The 17,103-nt window shown below is 35.6% G+C and carries 18 protein-coding genes and 1 pseudogene; 11 read left to right on the top strand and 8 right to left on the bottom strand.

Annotated features, from left to right (window positions below):
* Positions 1 to 3: 3 nt before the first annotated feature.
* The 10 genes from OPR43_RS03930 (at position 4) to OPR43_RS03885 (ending at position 6,356) form a co-directional block, all read left to right on the top strand.
* Positions 4 to 369: an Mth938-like domain-containing protein gene (locus OPR43_RS03930; protein ID WP_265035610.1), complete on the top strand. Its 366-nt coding sequence runs from the start codon at positions 4 to 6 to the stop codon at positions 367 to 369.
* Between the two features lies 1 nt (position 370).
* A complete protein-coding gene (locus OPR43_RS03925) occupies positions 371 to 1,180 on the top strand; it encodes a metal ABC transporter permease (RefSeq protein WP_265035609.1) in 810 nt (269 codons plus the stop codon).
* Between the two features lie 131 nt (positions 1,181 to 1,311).
* Positions 1,312 to 1,500, top strand: coding sequence for a hypothetical protein (locus OPR43_RS03920; RefSeq protein ID WP_265025545.1), 189 nt, complete (start codon positions 1,312 to 1,314; stop codon positions 1,498 to 1,500).
* A gap of 5 nt (positions 1,501 to 1,505) precedes the next feature.
* Positions 1,506 to 2,498 carry a DNA polymerase III subunit delta gene (gene holA, locus OPR43_RS03915; RefSeq protein WP_265035608.1) on the top strand — a complete coding sequence of 331 codons (993 nt, stop codon included), beginning with the start codon at positions 1,506 to 1,508 and terminating at the stop codon, positions 2,496 to 2,498.
* Positions 2,499 to 2,667: 169 nt separating this feature from the next.
* Positions 2,668 to 3,714: a Fic family protein gene (locus OPR43_RS03910; RefSeq protein WP_265035607.1), complete on the top strand. Its 1,047-nt coding sequence runs from the start codon at positions 2,668 to 2,670 to the stop codon at positions 3,712 to 3,714.
* Positions 3,699 to 3,884 carry a hypothetical protein gene (locus OPR43_RS03905; RefSeq protein WP_265035606.1) on the top strand — a complete coding sequence of 62 codons (186 nt, stop codon included), beginning with the start codon at positions 3,699 to 3,701 and terminating at the stop codon, positions 3,882 to 3,884. The genes OPR43_RS03910 and OPR43_RS03905 overlap by 16 nt, the downstream gene beginning before the upstream one ends.
* 175 nt (positions 3,885 to 4,059) lie before the next feature.
* Positions 4,060 to 4,221 (top strand): hypothetical protein, encoded by a 162-nt coding sequence (locus OPR43_RS03900; protein WP_265035605.1) that lies wholly within the window; start codon positions 4,060 to 4,062, stop codon positions 4,219 to 4,221.
* Positions 4,222 to 4,367: 146 nt separating this feature from the next.
* Positions 4,368 to 5,162, top strand: a complete 795-nt coding sequence (gene dapB / locus OPR43_RS03895; protein WP_265035604.1) for a 4-hydroxy-tetrahydrodipicolinate reductase — start codon at positions 4,368 to 4,370, stop codon at positions 5,160 to 5,162.
* Positions 5,159 to 5,917, top strand: coding sequence for a phosphate ABC transporter ATP-binding protein PstB (gene pstB / locus OPR43_RS03890; protein ID WP_265025549.1), 759 nt, complete (start codon positions 5,159 to 5,161; stop codon positions 5,915 to 5,917). Before dapB ends, pstB begins: the two co-directional genes overlap by 4 nt.
* Positions 5,918 to 6,200: 283 nt before the next feature.
* Positions 6,201 to 6,356 carry a hypothetical protein gene (locus OPR43_RS03885; RefSeq protein WP_265035603.1) on the top strand — a complete coding sequence of 52 codons (156 nt, stop codon included), beginning with the start codon at positions 6,201 to 6,203 and terminating at the stop codon, positions 6,354 to 6,356.
* On the opposite strand, the gene OPR43_RS03880 is transcribed toward OPR43_RS03885, so the two are convergent.
* The 3 genes and pseudogenes from OPR43_RS03880 to OPR43_RS03870 all read right to left on the bottom strand — a co-directional run bounded on the left by OPR43_RS03880 (position 6,353) and on the right by OPR43_RS03870 (position 9,725).
* Complete coding sequence (locus tag OPR43_RS03880; RefSeq protein WP_265035602.1) at positions 6,353 to 7,684, bottom strand: DNA recombination protein RmuC; 1,332 nt, start codon at positions 7,682 to 7,684, stop codon at positions 6,353 to 6,355. The genes OPR43_RS03885 and OPR43_RS03880 overlap by 4 nt on opposite strands.
* Before the next feature lie 107 nt (positions 7,685 to 7,791).
* Positions 7,792 to 8,127, bottom strand: coding sequence for a hypothetical protein (locus OPR43_RS03875; protein ID WP_265035601.1), 336 nt, complete (start codon positions 8,125 to 8,127; stop codon positions 7,792 to 7,794).
* A gap of 398 nt (positions 8,128 to 8,525) precedes the next feature.
* Positions 8,526 to 9,725 (bottom strand): annotated as a pseudogene (locus OPR43_RS03870) (phage major capsid protein).
* A gap of 48 nt (positions 9,726 to 9,773) precedes the next feature.
* Here OPR43_RS03870 and OPR43_RS03865 point away from each other — a divergent pair.
* On the top strand, positions 9,774 to 9,917 hold the full coding sequence (locus tag OPR43_RS03865; RefSeq protein WP_265035600.1) for a hypothetical protein: 144 nt from the start codon (positions 9,774 to 9,776) through the stop codon (positions 9,915 to 9,917).
* Positions 9,918 to 10,196: 279 nt separating this feature from the next.
* Here OPR43_RS03865 and pyrF read toward each other — a convergent pair whose 3' ends face one another.
* From pyrF to OPR43_RS03840, 5 genes are all read right to left on the bottom strand, one after another.
* Positions 10,197 to 10,877, bottom strand: coding sequence for an orotidine-5'-phosphate decarboxylase (pyrF, locus tag OPR43_RS03860; RefSeq protein ID WP_265035599.1), 681 nt, complete (start codon positions 10,875 to 10,877; stop codon positions 10,197 to 10,199).
* 13 nt (positions 10,878 to 10,890) lie between these two features.
* The gene (locus OPR43_RS03855) at positions 10,891 to 12,282 is read right to left on the bottom strand and encodes a coiled-coil domain-containing protein (RefSeq protein WP_265035598.1); all 1,392 of its coding nucleotides are present in this window, start codon (positions 12,280 to 12,282) and stop codon (positions 10,891 to 10,893) included.
* A gap of 73 nt (positions 12,283 to 12,355) precedes the next feature.
* Entirely contained in the window at positions 12,356 to 13,915 is a 1,560-nt protein-coding gene (locus OPR43_RS03850) for a hypothetical protein (protein ID WP_265035597.1), read from the bottom strand.
* Between the two features lie 59 nt (positions 13,916 to 13,974).
* The gene (locus tag OPR43_RS03845; RefSeq protein ID WP_265035596.1) at positions 13,975 to 16,668 is read right to left on the bottom strand and encodes a valine--tRNA ligase; all 2,694 of its coding nucleotides are present in this window, start codon (positions 16,666 to 16,668) and stop codon (positions 13,975 to 13,977) included.
* A gap of 171 nt (positions 16,669 to 16,839) precedes the next feature.
* Positions 16,840 to 16,962 carry a hypothetical protein gene (locus OPR43_RS03840; protein ID WP_265035594.1) on the bottom strand — a complete coding sequence of 41 codons (123 nt, stop codon included), beginning with the start codon at positions 16,960 to 16,962 and terminating at the stop codon, positions 16,840 to 16,842.
* Positions 16,963 to 17,103 lie beyond the last annotated feature (141 nt).

The raw sequence follows: 17,103 nt of genomic DNA, 5'->3' as shown, positions 1-17,103 counted from the left end.
TTTATGGATATAACTCCCTTAATTTCCGAGAATAAAAATCTTATAAATGGTTACAGGGAAGGAAAATTTTTGGTGAATAATAGAGAGTATTGCGGCTCAATTATAATTTTTCCTGAAAAGGTGATTGAATTGAAAGAAAGTGATATAAATAGCAAGGAACATTTTAAATCTTTTTTAACAGAGGAAATAGAAATTTTGATAATAGGTACTGGTAAAACACGCAATATACTAAGTTCTTCAGTGAAGTCCTATCTTATGGAACAAAAAGGTTTAAATTTTGAATTTATGACAACCGGTGCAGCATGCAGAACCCATAACATTTTGATATCCGAAGATAAATTTGTTGTCAGTTATCTAATAGCCATATAGCATGCTTGAAATGTTTACCCAGGACTTTTTCATCAACAGTCTAGTTGCAGTAGTCGTAATTAGCCTAGTAACAGGCGCTTTAGGATCGTTTATGATATGGCAAAGGTTATCTTATCTTGGTGATAGTTTGTCCCATTCTTCATTGCTCGGTGTTGCACTTGCTTTGATTTTTAAGATTAGCCCATCGCTTAGCATAATGCTCATTGCAATTACATTTGCTATACTACTTTCTCTTAATTTTAACAGATTATATTCTGCTGATACGATATTGAACATTGTTACCAATGTAGTTTTATCATCGAGTTTAATACTTATGTCTTTTCTTCCATCGGGCAATAATAGTATTATTAGCTCACTGTTTGGTGATATATTAATGCTCGATCAAAGTGATATAGTATTGATTTTTTTAACCTCTGTAATAGTTACTTTGATATTAATATTTAGATGGCGTTATTGGTTAATGATTTCAATTAATCAAGATTTAGCAGTAGTTGAGAAGATTAATGTTAATTTTGTTAGACTAGAATTTTTAATCACTCTTGCTATATTTATAGCAATTGCTGCCCAATTAATAGGAATATTACTCATTGCTGCATTCTTGCTAATACCAGCAGCATCTGCAAGGCTCATTTCGAAAACTCCAATGCAGATGATTATTGTTGCAACAGTTTTTTCTGTGATTTCTGGGATATCGGGTCTGATGTTATCTGCAAGTTTTGATTTGTTAACTGGACCTGCAATTATACTTGTTGCAGCTGTATATTTAATTATCGCTTATTTTATAAGGCTAGTATTAAGCAGGTTGGCTTAATTTTAATCTCGAATGTTAATAATTTTGTAATATACTCATTATAAAACATCACTATCTTAGCACAAAATAGTCTTTGCTATATTATTGTTTATGTGCTAATGGTAAGGTGTTAATTTTATGGAGTAAGCAATATGAGCGAAGAAGGATTTTTTTCCAAATATATATCTCAACCTGTGAAAAAATTTTATAATTATATTACAGGAAAAACAGAAGAGTCGGATAATGTGCAGAGTACGGCAGATGATGTGCACAATATTGCGCAAGAAAACTCAGAGTCTTTGGATGCTCATGTACAGTCAAATGAGAATGATATCATATAGATGGCATGAGGGTCACACCATCCAAAGTTAAAAAATTCCTAGAGAAACCTGATGCTTTAAGTGGTGTGTTAATTCATGGAAGTGATAACAGTAGGGTTGGTTTTTATGTACAAGAAATAATTGCTAATTTGGATGAGTATTCAGTTCAGGTGATGGATTTTGCAATAGTGAATAAGTCACCCGGTTTACTGTTTTCTGAATTGGCAAACATTTCGATGTTTACCAGCAAAAAATTAATTAAGCTGATAAATGTGAGTGGAGGTATATCCAAAGAGTTAAAAAACGTATTGGATTATAACGCAAGTGGTCACTATGTAATGATGGTAGCAAGTGATCTTCTACACAATTCTGCAACCAAAAGTTATATGGAGAGTTCAAAAATTTTTGGTGTAATTGCTTGCTATAAAGACAGCAACAGCAATCTTTGTGACATTATATCAAGTTACTTAAAACAAAATGATATAAAATGCACAAATGAGATAATCTACCATTTGCAATCTTACTTTAACCATAGAAAGCTACCTATACGTTCAGAACTTGAGAAATTAGTTTTGTACTTAGGGAAGAGAAAAGACCTAAAACTTACTGATATAGAATTATGCTTTTCAACTTCTGGTAACGACTATGCTACACTTGATGATCTATGCTCTGCCATAGCAAGTAAAGATATGTCGCGCTTCATTAGAATTTCTGATGCATTGATATCGCAAGAAAATTTTTCACCGATAGCGCTAATTCGCATTATATCAAATTATTTCCTACGCCTTGAAAACGTTTTGCTGTCAGTGCAAGGTGGAATGAGTGAGCAGGCTGCGATTGATCAGCTAAGCCCTCCATTGTTTTTTAAACAATTGCAGAGCTTTAAATCTCATTTGAAAAGTTTGCAACTTTCAGAACTTAAGAAGATCTTGGGAAAATTGATAAGCTTAGAAGTTACTTGTAAAAAAACTGATTTAGATCATAAAATGATTTTTCAACATGCACTGACGGGTAGCTGACTACTCGGATCCAGCCTTTCTTATAATTTCATCAAAATGTTGTATTTTAACATAAAATAGCTGCTTTTATGCCTACCAAAATTCATTCTTTAGTGTGTGTCTCACAAGTATTCTTTACTAATAGGATATTTTCGAATATAATTGAATATAACTAGATAAAAATACAGATATGTTTGACATTTCAAAAATTGTAATAACACCTGAAATGTTAAAATTAGTTGCTGAAATTGATGAATTTAAAGGAGCATGGCAATTGTTTGGTAATTTAGCTCCAGAACGTTTACAAATGCTCAAGAAAACTGCAACAATTGAAAGTATTGGTTCTTCTACTCGTATTGAAGGGGCAAGATTATCAGACCGTGAAGTTGAGCAATTACTATCCAAACTTGATACACACTCATTTCGCTCTCGGGATGAACAAGAAATAGCTGGATATGCGTGCGTGTGTGAAGAAGTATTTCAAAACTTTGAAAATATGCCGTTTACAGAAAACATTATAAAACAGTTTCACATCTGGCTTTTACAATTTTCATATAAAGATCAAAGGCACATGGGAGAATATAAAAAATTCCCCAATCATGTTGAGGCGTTTGATGAATCTGGAAAAAGCTTGGGCATAGTTTTTGAAACAGCCTCTCCATTTGAGACAGCAACACAAATGCAAGAACTTATTTATTGGACTAGCCAGCAATTAGAGGTGAAATCGTTACACCCTCTATTAATTATTGGCATTTTTATAGTTACTTTTTTAGCTATTCATCCCTTCCAGGATGGAAATGGCAGATTATCACGCATTCTCACAACTTTCTTGTTACTAAAGTTAGGGTATATCTATGTACCTTACAGTTCCCTTGAAAGTATAATTGAAAGTAATAAGGAGAGTTACTACTTAGCTTTGCGTCGTACTCAACAATCCTTAAAGACGAGCAGCTATGATTTTAATCCATGGCTTATGTTCTTTTTAAGGTCACTACAAAAGCAAAAATTTCATCTTGAACAAAAGGTGTCACATGAAAAAGTGTTAAATCTCTATTTACCACCACTTTCTGCTAAAGTATTAGCACTACTCAGCAAACATGGACGTCTTACAATTAAGGATTTGGAAAATATTACTAAAGCGAACCTTAGTACCTTAAAAAAACACGTATCTAATCTCGTAAAGAGTAATCACATTACTCAGCATGGAAAAGGCAGAGCAACTTGGTATGTAATATAGAGCTCAATAATATATGTATTCATTTTGAATTGTTAAATTATTCAGCTATAGAATATAGATCACAGCTGTACAAACATTGTAGTTTGAGCCCACTAGATCCCAGTGCCCTATTCTTGTCATCCCAGTGCCCAGACACTGGGATCTCATTTTACTTTATAATGATGTCATGAAAGTAGCTGACACTGGGATCCAGAAGACTTAATTTCAACCAAATAATAAAGGCTAGATCCCAGTGTCACGCACTGGGATGACAAAAAAAGGAGCACTGGAATAACAGCAGTCCTACGTCATACCGCGATTCATTCGCGGTATCTCTTAGCATAGATCCCGCTAACAAGTAGCGGGATGACGGTTGTCAGGGTGTCATCCCAGTACCTTCTCCTGTCATCCCAGTGCCCAGACACTGGGATCCAGAAAAGTTTGCTTGTAAGCAAGCAAACTAGCATAGAAAGTGGTTACAACGTTTTCGATGAGATTGCAGAAAGGCTAGATTCCAGACTGGAATGACATCGTTCACTATGTACCATATTGCAATAGTTGTGGTCAAGGCACTGGGATCTGAAATTGCAGTGTTCGTACAGCTATAGAATATAGATCAGAAGTGACAGAGCTTAAAAAAAGGCATAACATTCTTAATAAACGTAAAAAGCTTTATGAAAATCAGAGTTGGAGTAATAGGCTGCTTAGGCAGAATGGGCAAGAAAATACTCAATGAATTAATTACAAATACCAAAGTGGAAATAGCAGGTGCTGTTGCCCGTTCAGGCAGTAAGTACATAGATTCAGATATTGGATCAATTATAGGCTGCGGTTCCAATCTAGGAATTAAAGTTACAAGTTCTATTAGTGGCATATTTAAGTTATCCGACGTTGTAATAGATTTTACAACCAAAGAATGTATGTTAGACTGCCTTAAAGCAGCTGTAAAATTTAAAACACCGCTGGTTAGTGGCACAACTGGAATAGAAGGTGTCGATTTAAAAGAATATGCTGCTGAAGTTCCAATATTATGGTCAGCAAATATGAGTGTTGGGGTTAATGTATTGCTGAAATTGGTAAAAAAAGCTGCTGAGCTTTTAGGTAATGAATATGACGTTGAAATTTGGGAAATGCATCACAACTTAAAAAAGGACTCACCATCTGGAACAGCTATGGAACTTGGCAAAACAATTGCTAACGCTTCAAAAGTGGATTTTCAGTCCAATCAATATCTACATAGCGGTTCAAACATAAGAAAAAAGGGGGGAATAGGTTTTGCAGTATCTCGTGGAGGTGGAGTAATAGGAGATCACAGTGTGATGTTTGTTAATTCTGATGAACGGATAGAACTAAACCACAAAGCAATTGATCGCACAACGTTTGCTAGAGGAGCTGTTCAAGCAGCAGTATGGCTATACGAAAATAAAAGAGAAATTCCGGGGCTCTATTCAATGCAGGACGTTATATGAGCGATATACACGCTTCCGTTAACAATCTAAATCTTTGGTATGGCTCTAAACAAGTTTTATTCGATATAAATTTGAATATTTATAAAAGAAAAGTTACTACTTTTATCGGACCATCTGGGTGCGGTAAATCAACATTTTTGCGTTGTTTTAATCGTATGAATGATTATGTACCTGGATGCAAAACTGTTGGTGAATTAGATATCGATGGGCTGGGTGATATATATTCACGCGATATGGATGTTGTGCTACTCAGAGCAAAAGTTGGCATGGTATTTCAAAAGCCAAATCCTTTTCCAAAATCAATATATGACAATGTTGCTTATGGGCCAAAACTGCATGGTATGGTGAAGGATAAGCAAAAATTGAATGAGATGGTGGAAAATAGTTTAACTAAAGTTGGCTTATGGGAAGAATTAAAAGACAGATTGCAAGATAGCGCACTCAATTTATCTGGTGGCCAACAACAGAGGCTATGCATCGCTCGCGCAATTGCAGTGAAGCCAACTATTTTATTAATGGATGAACCGTGCTCTGCTCTTGATCCAATGGCAACCAATGCAATTGAAAATCTTATACAAGAGCTGAAATTAAGATTTACCATAATTATGGTAACTCATTCAATGAAACAAGCTAAAAAGTTATCTGATAGTGTAATTTTCTTTCATAATGGCAAGATCGTTGAATCTGGAAGCACTCAAGAAATATTCGAAAATGCTCAATCTCCCTTAACAAAGGAGTATATCCTGGATCATTAAATTTCTGTCATCAAAGTAGCTTGACTACTTTAAAAAATGTACCCGTATGCCGTATCTGTCGTTCAGCATGGTATAGCTAAACTGACTTAGATTTACCGACAACCGTCATCCCGCTAGCGGGATCTAGAGATACCGCGCAACTGTACGAACATTGCGATTTGGGCCCATCAGATCCCAGTGCTTGACACTGGAATCCAGGAATTTTATTAAGTTGGCAAGCATAAAAATAGCTGTTTTATGTTAAAATACAACGTTTTAATGATTATGGAAAGGCTGGATTCCAGTGTCAAGCACTGGAATGACAAGAAGAGGGTACTTGGATAAGAGGCATTGCCCTTCTGGTAGGCCCAAATCGCAATGTTCGTACAGTTATGGAATGAATCGCAGTATGACACAGGGAAACCTTTCTTGGGTTAGCTATAGTGCAATAGAAGTCTAATCTACTTTCAATTCTCCAGTATGTAAATTGCGTGGTAAAGATTCTAATTCCTTTGCAGTACTTAAACTTTTATTTTTTGCATGTATACCAAGCTTATTGAATTCTCGGGCAGCAGGAAACACCCTTGCTTCAAGCGAACCAGCGGTTTTATTGTAATGATCGACAGCGCTTTTTAAGCTCCTGCGCAAATCATCAAAGTTTTCACCCATTGTGCAAATGCGCTCATATAAAATATGACCTAGTTCACTGATTTTCTTTGCGTTTTCAGCTATCATCTCTTGCTTCCATCCATACGCTATTGCTCTCAGCAACGCAATTAGAGTGATCGGTGTTGCAATGATCACTTTTTTTTCCACTCCAATCTCTATCAAAGCGGGCTCATATTCCAGTGCTGCGCTAAAAACCCCCTCCCCTGTTAAGAAAAGTACCACAAGTTCTGGCGTATTTTCAAATTGATTCCAATACTCTTTTTTACCCAAGTCATTTATGTGTTTTTTTATTGCCAGGGAATGGTTCTTTAATTTCTCCTTTTGTATTTGCAAATCATTTTGTGATATAGCATCCATGTAAGAATCAAGCGGCACTTTAGCATCTATTATTATTTGCTTTCCAGATGGCATTTTGATTATTAAATCAGGACGCAATAAATTATCCTCGTTTTTATCAATCACTGACGGCTGAGTAAAAAAATCGCAATACTCAATCATTCCTGCCATTTCTACCACTCTTTTGAGTTGCATTTCACCCCATTTGCCCCTAATGTGAGGTTTCCTCAGGGCATTAGCAAGGTTGGAAGTTTGGTTCATCAGCGCTCCAATTTGCTCCTTTAAACCTTCATAGGCCCCTACCCTCTCCTTTTCTAGCTCACGTATTTCATTATCGAATTTTTCTAATTTTTCTTTTATTGGAGTTACAACTTCGTTGATCGTTGCTTGTCTTTTTTTGAAATCGCTTTCCGTTTCTTTTAATTTACTATCGATTACTTCCTTTGCTAAGCTCAGAAAATTATTGTTATTTGTTTGCAAAGCATCAAGAGAGAGCGCTTTAAAAGTGTTTGTTAATCTCTCCTCTGCTTTTGTTAGTAATTCTATTTCCTTTTTCTTTTCCTCACGTTCTTTTTGCAAAGTTACTTCAAGTTCTGCTCTTTTGACCCTTAAATCAACTATTTCTTCATTCTTCGTAAGCAAACTTTGCTTTGTTTCTTGAAGTTCTTGCTCTAATTTACATAAATTACCCTCAAGGTTTGCTTTCTTTTCGCTCAGTTTTTTTACGATAATGTAGAAAAATAGTAATAGAAAGACAACCAGAGCTATAGAATTGAAAAGCATCAGAATAAAAAAACTGCGTTTACAATTCTATATGATTTTTGTGTATATAAGAAAGAAAAAAAGAGCACCTATAAAAGGCGCTCCTTTTGAAGAGTTTGCTACAATGATTATGCATTAACTGATAGATCATCGCCAACAGTGTGTTGTTCTGCTTCTGGACTAGTAGTTTCTGAATTTGGTAACCAAGGTTGGTTTTCTTCTGCATCAAAAAACCCCTCTTCTAAAGCAGCAGGTGAGTTTGCTCCCTCTGGAATAACAATATCATTAATAGCAGTACCATTAACTTGAGATTCACTTGGTACTTGACTTCTCGGTTGACTAGTTCCACCTGCTTGATTTGTCTTGTTACCAGACTTCCACCCTGATGAAATTTTTCTTGCAATCCATGAAATCCCTGTGTGATCAGCAATCCACTTAAAAAACTTTTTTATGTTTTTCCACATATTTTACTCCTTAAATTAATAATAAATTAACTGAATTATTTCATAAATAGTATAACATGTCAACCATTTTTTACTTTAAAGAGAAAATAGACTTCTCACATTATAAAAAACCATTAGCCCACTCTTTGATGTCATTCCAGCGCGTGACGTATAGCTGTACAAACATTGAGATATAAGAGTAATTTGTACCAAGAAAAAAAGATGTCATCCCAGTGCCCAGACACTGGGATCCAGGAATTTTATTAAGTTGGTAAGCATAAAAGTAGCCGTTTTATGTTACAATACAACGTTTTGATGATTATGAAAAGGCTGGATTCCAGTGTCAAGCACTGGAATGACAGGAGTGGAGCTATACAAAAAGAAGTAAAACGGCTATAAAGATGATGCTGCGGAAGTTTTTAGTACTTGCTCGCAACTTTCAACAATTTAATAGCACTGGTGTTTACAACCTCTCCGCCGACACGCTTAGTGACAAAAAACCTCACATAAGGTTTATTCGTATAAGGGTCTCTTAATATTCTCATTCCTCTGTTATCTACAATCTTATAAGCTTGTTTGAAATCTGCCATCGCAATTACTGGTAGCTGAATGTTTGATGCAGGTGGCATATCGGCAGACTGGTATACTGGCACTCCCATTAAGGTATCTGGAGCTTCAAGCGACAAACTTGGTTGCCAAAGATATTGACCTGTTTGAGCTTTTAGTAGCCTAACATTCTTCAACGTACTCCTGTTCATCAAAAATGACGCATTTTTGGAATAATATTCGTCCAGAGAGTAATACAACACCATTATTGAATCGCTATCCAATTTTTCAGTTTTAACTTGCTCTATTTTATTATAACTGTTTCCATTTTCATAAGCTAAAATCCCTTTTGGTTGAAAAGTGCCCTCACCCTTAATGAAGGCTTCGCTTTCTTCCTTGCTAAAAGTCTCGGTAATCTTTTCCACCAGCCAACTCTCAACATCGACAAACGCATCATCGAGTAACTTTTGTGATATCTGTGGTTGAGCATATAACTCGTAAGTTGTTATGGAAATTTTTTGGATTTTAGGTGTGTCCGTATCTTTTGCAAAATCATACTTAGATTTATTACCACCGTCCTCATCATCTACTGTTTCACTACTCCAACCTGCACCGGCACGGTCAAAATCTTCTATAATGTAATCCTATGTTTCAGTAGAGATTCTTTGACTGGAGCATATTTGTCGCATTGGGGACGAATCAGTTACGCGCTTGTTTATGCGTTTTACAATATGCGGAGTAACTAGATACCCTCCGATATCATTATCATCTCCACTGAGGGTTTTGTGTGATAAACCGCTTTCCATTCCCTTGCGGATATAATCAGAAAAATATTTATCGCTTGTGCTAAAATCTGTATTTACTTCTGGACGTTGAGCTGCAGTTTCGATCAAGTCTAAACGCTCTTTGCAACTATCAATGGTATTATTTACCTTGCATAGCTGCTCAATTGTTGCAGAATCAGCACGTCCTTTGCTTTCAATTTCTTTTAGTTTGCGATCATTTATTAATTTAAATTGCTCCCATGATGAAGCGAGTTCATTGATACGGTGAGCGATATCGGTAAGTGACATAATAGCCTCCTTTGAAAATGAAATGAAAATGGAAATAAGGTAATAGGAATGGTACTCATAGATGTTTCCCACAGTTGTACGAATATTGCAATATGGTACATAGTAAACGATGTCATTCCAGTGCTCCCTTTCTTGTCATCCCAGTGCTTGACACTGGGATCCAGGAATTTTAATTATAAGAAAGCACACTAATTAATAAGTATAAAAGTAGCTGGAAAATAAACATTTTTGATATGGAAACCAGTGTCTGGGCACTGCCGTCTTGGATGGAAAACTGGATTCCAACGCCACGCGCTGGAATGGCATCATTTTTTATCTGTTGAAAATGTAAATCGGAAAATAGCGTGGCACTTTGTACCACGCCTAGTACTGTAAGCTTAATTCAGTAATTAAATTAAGCGGGACAAAATAAAAGATAACAACACTATATAATGTTTGTTTTTTTATGTCAAGCACTTTTTTTTATCTGCTTCAATTAGTAAGAGATTTCAATATTAATTCTGCACTACTTGCAGGATCATCACTTCTTGTAATGGGCCTACCAATTACGATATAATCAGCTCCTGAATTTATTGCTTCTTTCGGCATTGCTGTCCTTTTTTGGTCGTCATGACCTGGATCTATACGAATTCCTGGAGTAATAATTTTAAAGTCTTCACCGCATTCTCGGCGCACTTCTTGAGCTTCCAATGCAGAACAGACTATTCCATAGAGTCCAATCTTTTTTGCAAGCTTTGCAAGCAAAATTACCTGTGATTTTGCCTCTCTTGCTACTCCAAGCTCGTTTAAATCCTCATTGCTCATACTAGTTAGCACCGTTACTCCAATCAGCTTTATTTTTGTGCCTTGCACTACACTTAGCGCTTCTTCAAGCATTTTTGTTCCACCGCTGATGTGCAGAGTTAACATTTCAACGTTCAGAACTTTTATTACTTCAACTGTTTTAGCTACAGTGTTTGGAATGTCATGCAATTTCAGATCTAAAAAAATTGGTACATTGCATTTTGCAACTTCTTGCACTCCAGAGAGACCATGAGCAGCAAAAAATTCTAATCCCAGCTTTACCATGCCAACTTTACCACACAGAGCATTAGCTAGAGAAATAGCCTCATTTAAGTCTTGTGTATCCAGTGCACATATTATTGGGTTCATTATCTTGCATGATTTATTTTATAATAAGACTAATTGTTGTATTGTCAAGTTCTACATTCCGGAATTGACTGCGTCTACAACGTTCTGCCCATGGTGAAATTGGCAACTTGGTCGGAGTGGATAAACAGCTGTTAGGTAATCCATATCCAGAATCTCCCTCGGATTCATATCCAGGATCTCCTGCATGTAAAGGAACAGATGTTTCGTTTGGCGATGATGCATATACAAGATCTTCCAGCAAAGAAGCAGGCGTTTCGTCTGACAAAAGTCGTGCAATTTCTTTTTGTAACGCAAACTTTAATATTTGAGTCGTGTTTAATATTGCTTTTTCATCATTATCTCCTGTTGGTCCTTCTATTTGGTCTGTTATACAGCTTATCAACAGTTGCATAAAATCTACTTGTTCTTTCTTCTCTTTCAAAAAACCTTCTTCAAGTTGTTCTATTTGAGTAGCTTGCTCCCGAAGTGAATCTTGTAACTCTTTTACCTCATTGTTACAATCTTTTCTTATTCCGTCTAACTCAGAAGATTGATTTTCAATTAAACCATTTGCTTCATCTAACTCTTTAAATCTCTTTTTTAATTCTTGAGATAAGTTTTTATTTTTCTGATTAATTTCTTTAAATCTACATTGTAACTCATCTAATTCTACATAAAGTTCTTCTTGTCTTTTATATAATTCTTCTTTTTTATTATATAATGTATGTTTTTCTTTACATAATTCCTCTTTTTCTTTAGATAATTTTTCTATTTCTTTATGAAATTCTTCATTTTTTAACTCTACATGTTTATTATTGTCTATTTTCCTTTTCAATTCCGTTATGCGTTCTTCTTTTTTAGCTATATCATTTTCTTTTTCTTGTAACTGTTCACATAAACGCGAGATTTTACAAAGTAATTCTTCTTCTTGCTCACCAAGCTCATCTTTTTCCTTCATTATTTTTTCTAATTTGCCTGTTATTTCAAATACACGGTTTATTTTAGCTTCTAATTTTTGCTCTAAAGATTCTTTTTCTTTAAGAAGAGATTCTTTCTCAACTTCTGACTCATTTACTTTCTGATTCAATTTTTTTGCTCTCTTGTCTAAATTTTGCTTTTCTCGAGTTAATTCACGTGATTGATTCTTTAATTTTTCCACTTCTTTGTTTGCAGCTTCTTTTGCCAGAGTTATTTTATTTTCTAACTCTTGCTCTTTTTGAGCGAATTTATTTCTCTCAATCTCTATTTTCTTATTATTACGAATTATTTTATATAAAAGTGCAAGCACCAAAATAGATAATGCAGCTAAAGCAAGAATTAGAGGAAGAGGCACATTAGAAGTTACAATAAGCGCTAAAGATGTAAGTAACGTCAAGGAACTAGCTATAAAATAAAATGTGTTAGCTTTGTTAAACAAATTGCTCATTACCCCTCCTCCATACACAAAGCAGTCTTGTATATATTTGTTAAGATTCTCTTATCTGTGGAGGTTCCTGCACTTACATCTTTAAGGTGTGATAGGAATTATTTGTTGTATCTTTAAAAGGCGATGAATGAGGGCTGTTTATATTTGTATCAAGACTTTCGTGATTTAGTTGCTCTGAATTTTCTTTATTCTCATCCTCATCTTCCTTTTTAGGAGATAGAGATTTTCTAAGATATCTTCTTGGTGTGGATGTGTGAGGAGAAAGTGGTTTCGGGAAAGTTAGTCCATTAGCGAGCTTATTTTCACCTGTTCCTTTAAATTCTGATGAATGTTCACTACTTATATCTAGTTGATTATTTATACCTAACTTTTCATATATAGGTTGCATAAATTCATCAACTGCTTCTTGTATACGGTCTGTATCTTGCATGTCTTGTTCTTCTAAATTAAAAAGTCCTTGCTCTACTCTTTCTTTCACTACACTGAGTACAGTAAATACTGTTTTCGTTACATATTCTCTCTTTTTTTCTTCAAATTTATTTACATTTTTCTTGTAATCATCCTTAACGTTTATTGATTGATTAACAAGTTCTTCCTCGTCTGCTTTTAAAGATAATAATTCCTTTTCCAGCTCCTCAATTTTAGATAAGTGCTTTTTCTCCTTTGTACTTAATTTGTCAACTTCATTTTTAAAACGAGTGTGCTCTTGACGCTCATAACTAACTTCACCTTCTAATCTTTTCTTTTCCCTTTCCAACTGGTATAACTTCTTCTCTAATTCTTTTATGTCGTTACTTAATTCTTTTGCTCTTTTCTCCGAATCTTTTAATTTCTTCTCCAGAGAGGAAGTTTCATCCCTTTTTGTTCTTAACCGCACTGCTGCTTCTTTCCTTTTCTTTTCTAAATCTGCTATTTGTTCTTCTAACGAAAGAGCTAAAGTTCCTTCATGTTTTAATTCATTTAACTGCGCTTTTAAGGAATCTACTTCCTTTTGAGATTGAAGTAATTCCTCTGTTAAAGAATCTACTTTTTTACTCAATGTTATATTTTCAGTATGTAACTCTTGTTGTTTTGAAAAAAGCACATTCTTCTCATGTTTTAACTGATCTTCTACTTTTGCACTCGGTTCTGTATTTTTAATACGTAACTCTTGTATCTTCTTCTCCAGATTCTCTATTTCACTTTTTAATTCCTGAATTTCACTATTCTTATCACTTAACTCTTTTATAGCACCATCTAATTTTTGCTGTGCATCATCTTGTTGTTTCTTTAACTCCTCCACTTCTTTGCTTGCAGCTTCTTTAGCTTCTTCTTCCAGAGTTATTTTATTTTCTAACTCTTGTACCTTACTCTCAAATTGTTGTTTTACGTTAGCCAGCTTTTGCTCTTTTTCAGCAAATTTATTTTTCTCAACCTCTATTTTCTTAATCATTTTACATGAAAGTGCAAGCACCAAAACAGAAAGTATAGACAAACTCAAGGCAACAGGAAGAGCTACATTAAAGGCTGCAACTGAAGACAAGAACTCAACATAAGGAGCAACAGCAAGTGTCCCAGATGCAAGCAATGCTAAAGTAGCAAAAGCACCAGCTATAAGATACGGTGCATTGGTTTTACTATACAAATCCCTCATCCTCACAACTAATAATGATTATAATAGCATGGATATCAAAGGAAGTAAAGCTATAAAAATCAGTATAAATCTATATTCACTATGTATTTCCCGTCTTCAGTTTTAAGCTCAGACTGCATCCACTCTATCATTTCCGCATTGCAAACTGCCTGCAAATCATCCTGTGCAGATTGATCTAACTTATCCTCTTGTACGCTCGCTTTTATCATCAACTTTTTTATCAGATGCTTAACTGATACATTATTATCTGCCTTCATCTTTCTGATAATGTTTAATATCTGAATAACATTATCTCCCATTTCCTCTGAATATTTATCATAGATAAGTTCTTCTTTGCTCGGCCAATTACTTTGATTGTGTACAGAACTATAACTATACAACTGGTGGTATATCTCTTCTGTAATGTATGGCAAAAAAGGTGCAAATAACCGCAAAATAATATTCAGTACATACGCCAAGCTTTGTTTTGCACTTAAACTGCTTCCGTACGCACGTTTTTTTACTAATTCCAAGTAGTTATCACAAAAATCCTTCCAAAAAAATTCCTCTACTGCGCCCAAAGCTTCGCAGTATTCAAACTGTAATAGGTTATTCGTTGCTCTTTCTATAACTTTGTATAACTTAGACAATATCCACTTATCCATTGTCTCGTGAGCAGAATTTATGCTCATCACTTGATGCTTTTCCATGAACATGGAAACAAACTTGCTAGCGTTCCAAAGTTTTGTAACTAGGCGCTTGCCAATTTTGAATATATTTTCAGAGTAGACTGTATCAACTCCAAGCCTTGAGTTCGCTGCCCAATAGCGCACTACATCAGCTCCATAAGTTTCAAGTATTACATGAGGAGTGATGATATTACCTTTTGATTTACTCATCTTTTTCTTATCATCGGCTAAACACCAACCGCTGATCATAATGTTTTTCCAAGGTAAAGAATTTGCATGATAATATGCCTTTAAAATAGTATAAAAAGCCCAAGTTCTTATTATCTCATGGCTCTGGCTGCGCAGATCTGCAGGAAATATTGTATTATAGCGATGATTTGGTAAGCTAAACTCACTGTTTACTGCCAGTGCACTCAGTTGAGGAGTAATTGAACTTGTGGCCCAGGTATCCATTACATCTTGATCTGGAATAACCTCTTCTTTGCTATACCCTTTTGGCAAATCTTTGAGTGGATCTATAGGTAGGGCCTTTATTTCAGCTAGAATAATTTTACCTTCTTCTCCCTTACGTTTGGAATACCACGCTGGAAATGGCACACCAAAATAGCGCTGCCTTGAGATGCACCAGTCCCAATTTAGCCCTTCTATCCACACTTCCATACGTTTACGCATAGTAGCTGGATGCCAATTGCATTCTTTTACTTTATCTAATACTTGAGCTTTTTGCTCTAAGGTCTTGATAAACCATTGATAAGTAGGCAATATCTCAAGTGGTGCACCAGACCTTTCTGCGCATTTGACAGAATGAGAAATGCTAGTGCTTTCTATCAAAAGTCCTTTTCTACTCAGGATTTCGATCATCCTCTTTCTTGCTTCTTTAACCTTTAGTCCATTTATTTCATTTAGTATATCGTCTGTCATCCCAGTGCGTGACACTGGGATCCATTCTTCTTTTTCCTGGATTCCAGTGTCACGCACTGGAATGACGCCGGGGTGTGGTAGAATGACGCCTTCTTTTGTCATCTGAGTAGCCCTTTCTCCTGTCATCCCAGTAGCCCCTATGGTGTCATCCCAGTGCCCAGACACTGGGATCCATTCTTCTATTTCCTGGATTCCAGTGCCACCTATGGTGTCATCCCAGTGCCCAGACACTGGGATCCATACTCTTTCCTTCTGACCATGTGGTGGATGCAGGTTCATCCTCCCATCCTGATCGATGATAATTTTCATCGGTAGATTATGCTTTTGCTGCCAATATATGTCGAGTTCATCACCAAACGTACAGCACATAACAAGCCCAGTGCCTTTATCTATTTTAACCTTATCATCTGCTATTATTGGAACTTTCTCCTCTGCTATTGGCACCACGGCTGTTTTTCCGATCAGATGAGTGTAGCGCGTATCCTCTGGATGACAAAAAACTGCAACACATGCTGGAAGTAATTCAGGTCGCGTAGTTGCAATATTGATCTGCTCATTTTCTTCAGTAGAGAAAACTATCGTGTTTAAGGATGACTCAAAAACTTTATCTTCTATTTCTGCTTGCGCAATTGCGGTTTTATCAACCGGGTCCCAAAGGATGGGCTGCATTTTTCTATATGCATATCCCTTATTATATAGATCAATAAACGACATCTGTGAAAGCGTCACAGTTTCCTTGCTGATCGTGTGGTATTCCAAATCCCAGTCATAACTAATGCCAACTGATTTAAATAATTCCTTGAATTCTTGCTTTGATTTCTCAATAACCTCATGGCACATCTCTATAAATTTTTCTCTGCCAACTTCTTTTGCACGGGTTTTATAGGTTTGTTCAACCAATCTTTCAGTGGGAAGCCCGTTATCATCAAACCCAATTGGGTAAAACACATCTTTTCCCAGCATGCGCTGAAACCTTGCAATAAAGTCCGTGTGGCAATAGCTAAATATATGGCCAATATGGAGTTTTCCCGATATTGTCGGCGGAGGTGTGTCTATAGTGAAAGTGTTATCCTTTTCACCATTCCATTTATAAACTTTACTGCCTTCCCATAATATGTTGCATTTGTCTTCAATTTCTTTAAAGCCGTATTTTTCTTTTAACATAAATATTTCTCAATTTTAAGCTAGCTAAGGTTTCCCTATATATATTAACTAAGTTTCCTGGATTCCAGTGTCAAGCACATAACTGTACGAACATTCATTTTTGAAGGTAAATTGCACAGCAAATGGTGTCATTCCAGTGCTTGACACTGGAATCCAGCCTTTTCATAATCATCAAAACGTTGTATTTTTACATAAAACGGCTACTTTTATGCTTACCAACTTAATAAAATTCCTGGATCCCAGTGTCAAGCACTGGGATGACACCCTACGGTGATTTCCATGATTACATAACACCTAAAACCATGTCATTCCAGCACGTAACGCTGGAATCCAGTAAGCCCTACTTATTATTTTAGCTATAGCACAATTAAGTAAATACAGCAGTTTTACGCCAAAATTTTTTGTTTACGAACATAAATTTTCTATGCTATGATA

The sequence above is a fragment of the Wolbachia endosymbiont (group A) of Apoderus coryli genome (assembly GCF_947251615.1).
Taxonomy (GTDB): Bacteria; Pseudomonadota; Alphaproteobacteria; order Rickettsiales; family Anaplasmataceae; genus Wolbachia.
The sequence above is the reverse complement of the archived record's forward strand: the minus strand, read 5'-3'. Positions and strand labels throughout refer to the sequence as shown.

What these genes read in the sequence shown, in the direction of transcription:
- OPR43_RS03930 (WP_265035610.1), top strand. Translation starts at nt 4, where the DNA reads ATGGATATAACTCCCTTAATTTCCGAGAATAAAAATCTTATAAATGGT.
- OPR43_RS03925 (WP_265035609.1), top strand. Translation starts at nt 371, where the DNA reads ATGCTTGAAATGTTTACCCAGGACTTTTTCATCAACAGTCTAGTTGCA.
- OPR43_RS03920 (WP_265025545.1), top strand. Translation starts at nt 1,312, where the DNA reads ATGAGCGAAGAAGGATTTTTTTCCAAATATATATCTCAACCTGTGAAA.
- holA (WP_265035608.1), top strand. Translation starts at nt 1,506, where the DNA reads ATGAGGGTCACACCATCCAAAGTTAAAAAATTCCTAGAGAAACCTGAT.
- OPR43_RS03910 (WP_265035607.1), top strand. Translation starts at nt 2,668, where the DNA reads ATGTTTGACATTTCAAAAATTGTAATAACACCTGAAATGTTAAAATTA.
- OPR43_RS03900 (WP_265035605.1), top strand. Translation starts at nt 4,060, where the DNA reads ATGACGGTTGTCAGGGTGTCATCCCAGTACCTTCTCCTGTCATCCCAG.
- dapB (WP_265035604.1), top strand. Translation starts at nt 4,368, where the DNA reads ATGAAAATCAGAGTTGGAGTAATAGGCTGCTTAGGCAGAATGGGCAAG.
- pstB (WP_265025549.1), top strand. Translation starts at nt 5,159, where the DNA reads ATGAGCGATATACACGCTTCCGTTAACAATCTAAATCTTTGGTATGGC.
- OPR43_RS03880 (WP_265035602.1), bottom strand. Translation starts at nt 7,684, where the DNA reads ATGCTTTTCAATTCTATAGCTCTGGTTGTCTTTCTATTACTATTTTTC.
- OPR43_RS03875 (WP_265035601.1), bottom strand. Translation starts at nt 8,127, where the DNA reads ATGTGGAAAAACATAAAAAAGTTTTTTAAGTGGATTGCTGATCACACA.
- OPR43_RS03865 (WP_265035600.1), top strand. Translation starts at nt 9,774, where the DNA reads ATGGTACTCATAGATGTTTCCCACAGTTGTACGAATATTGCAATATGG.
- pyrF (WP_265035599.1), bottom strand. Translation starts at nt 10,877, where the DNA reads ATGAACCCAATAATATGTGCACTGGATACACAAGACTTAAATGAGGCT.
- OPR43_RS03855 (WP_265035598.1), bottom strand. Translation starts at nt 12,282, where the DNA reads ATGAGCAATTTGTTTAACAAAGCTAACACATTTTATTTTATAGCTAGT.
- OPR43_RS03850 (WP_265035597.1), bottom strand. Translation starts at nt 13,915, where the DNA reads ATGAGGGATTTGTATAGTAAAACCAATGCACCGTATCTTATAGCTGGT.
- OPR43_RS03845 (WP_265035596.1), bottom strand. Translation starts at nt 16,668, where the DNA reads ATGTTAAAAGAAAAATACGGCTTTAAAGAAATTGAAGACAAATGCAAC.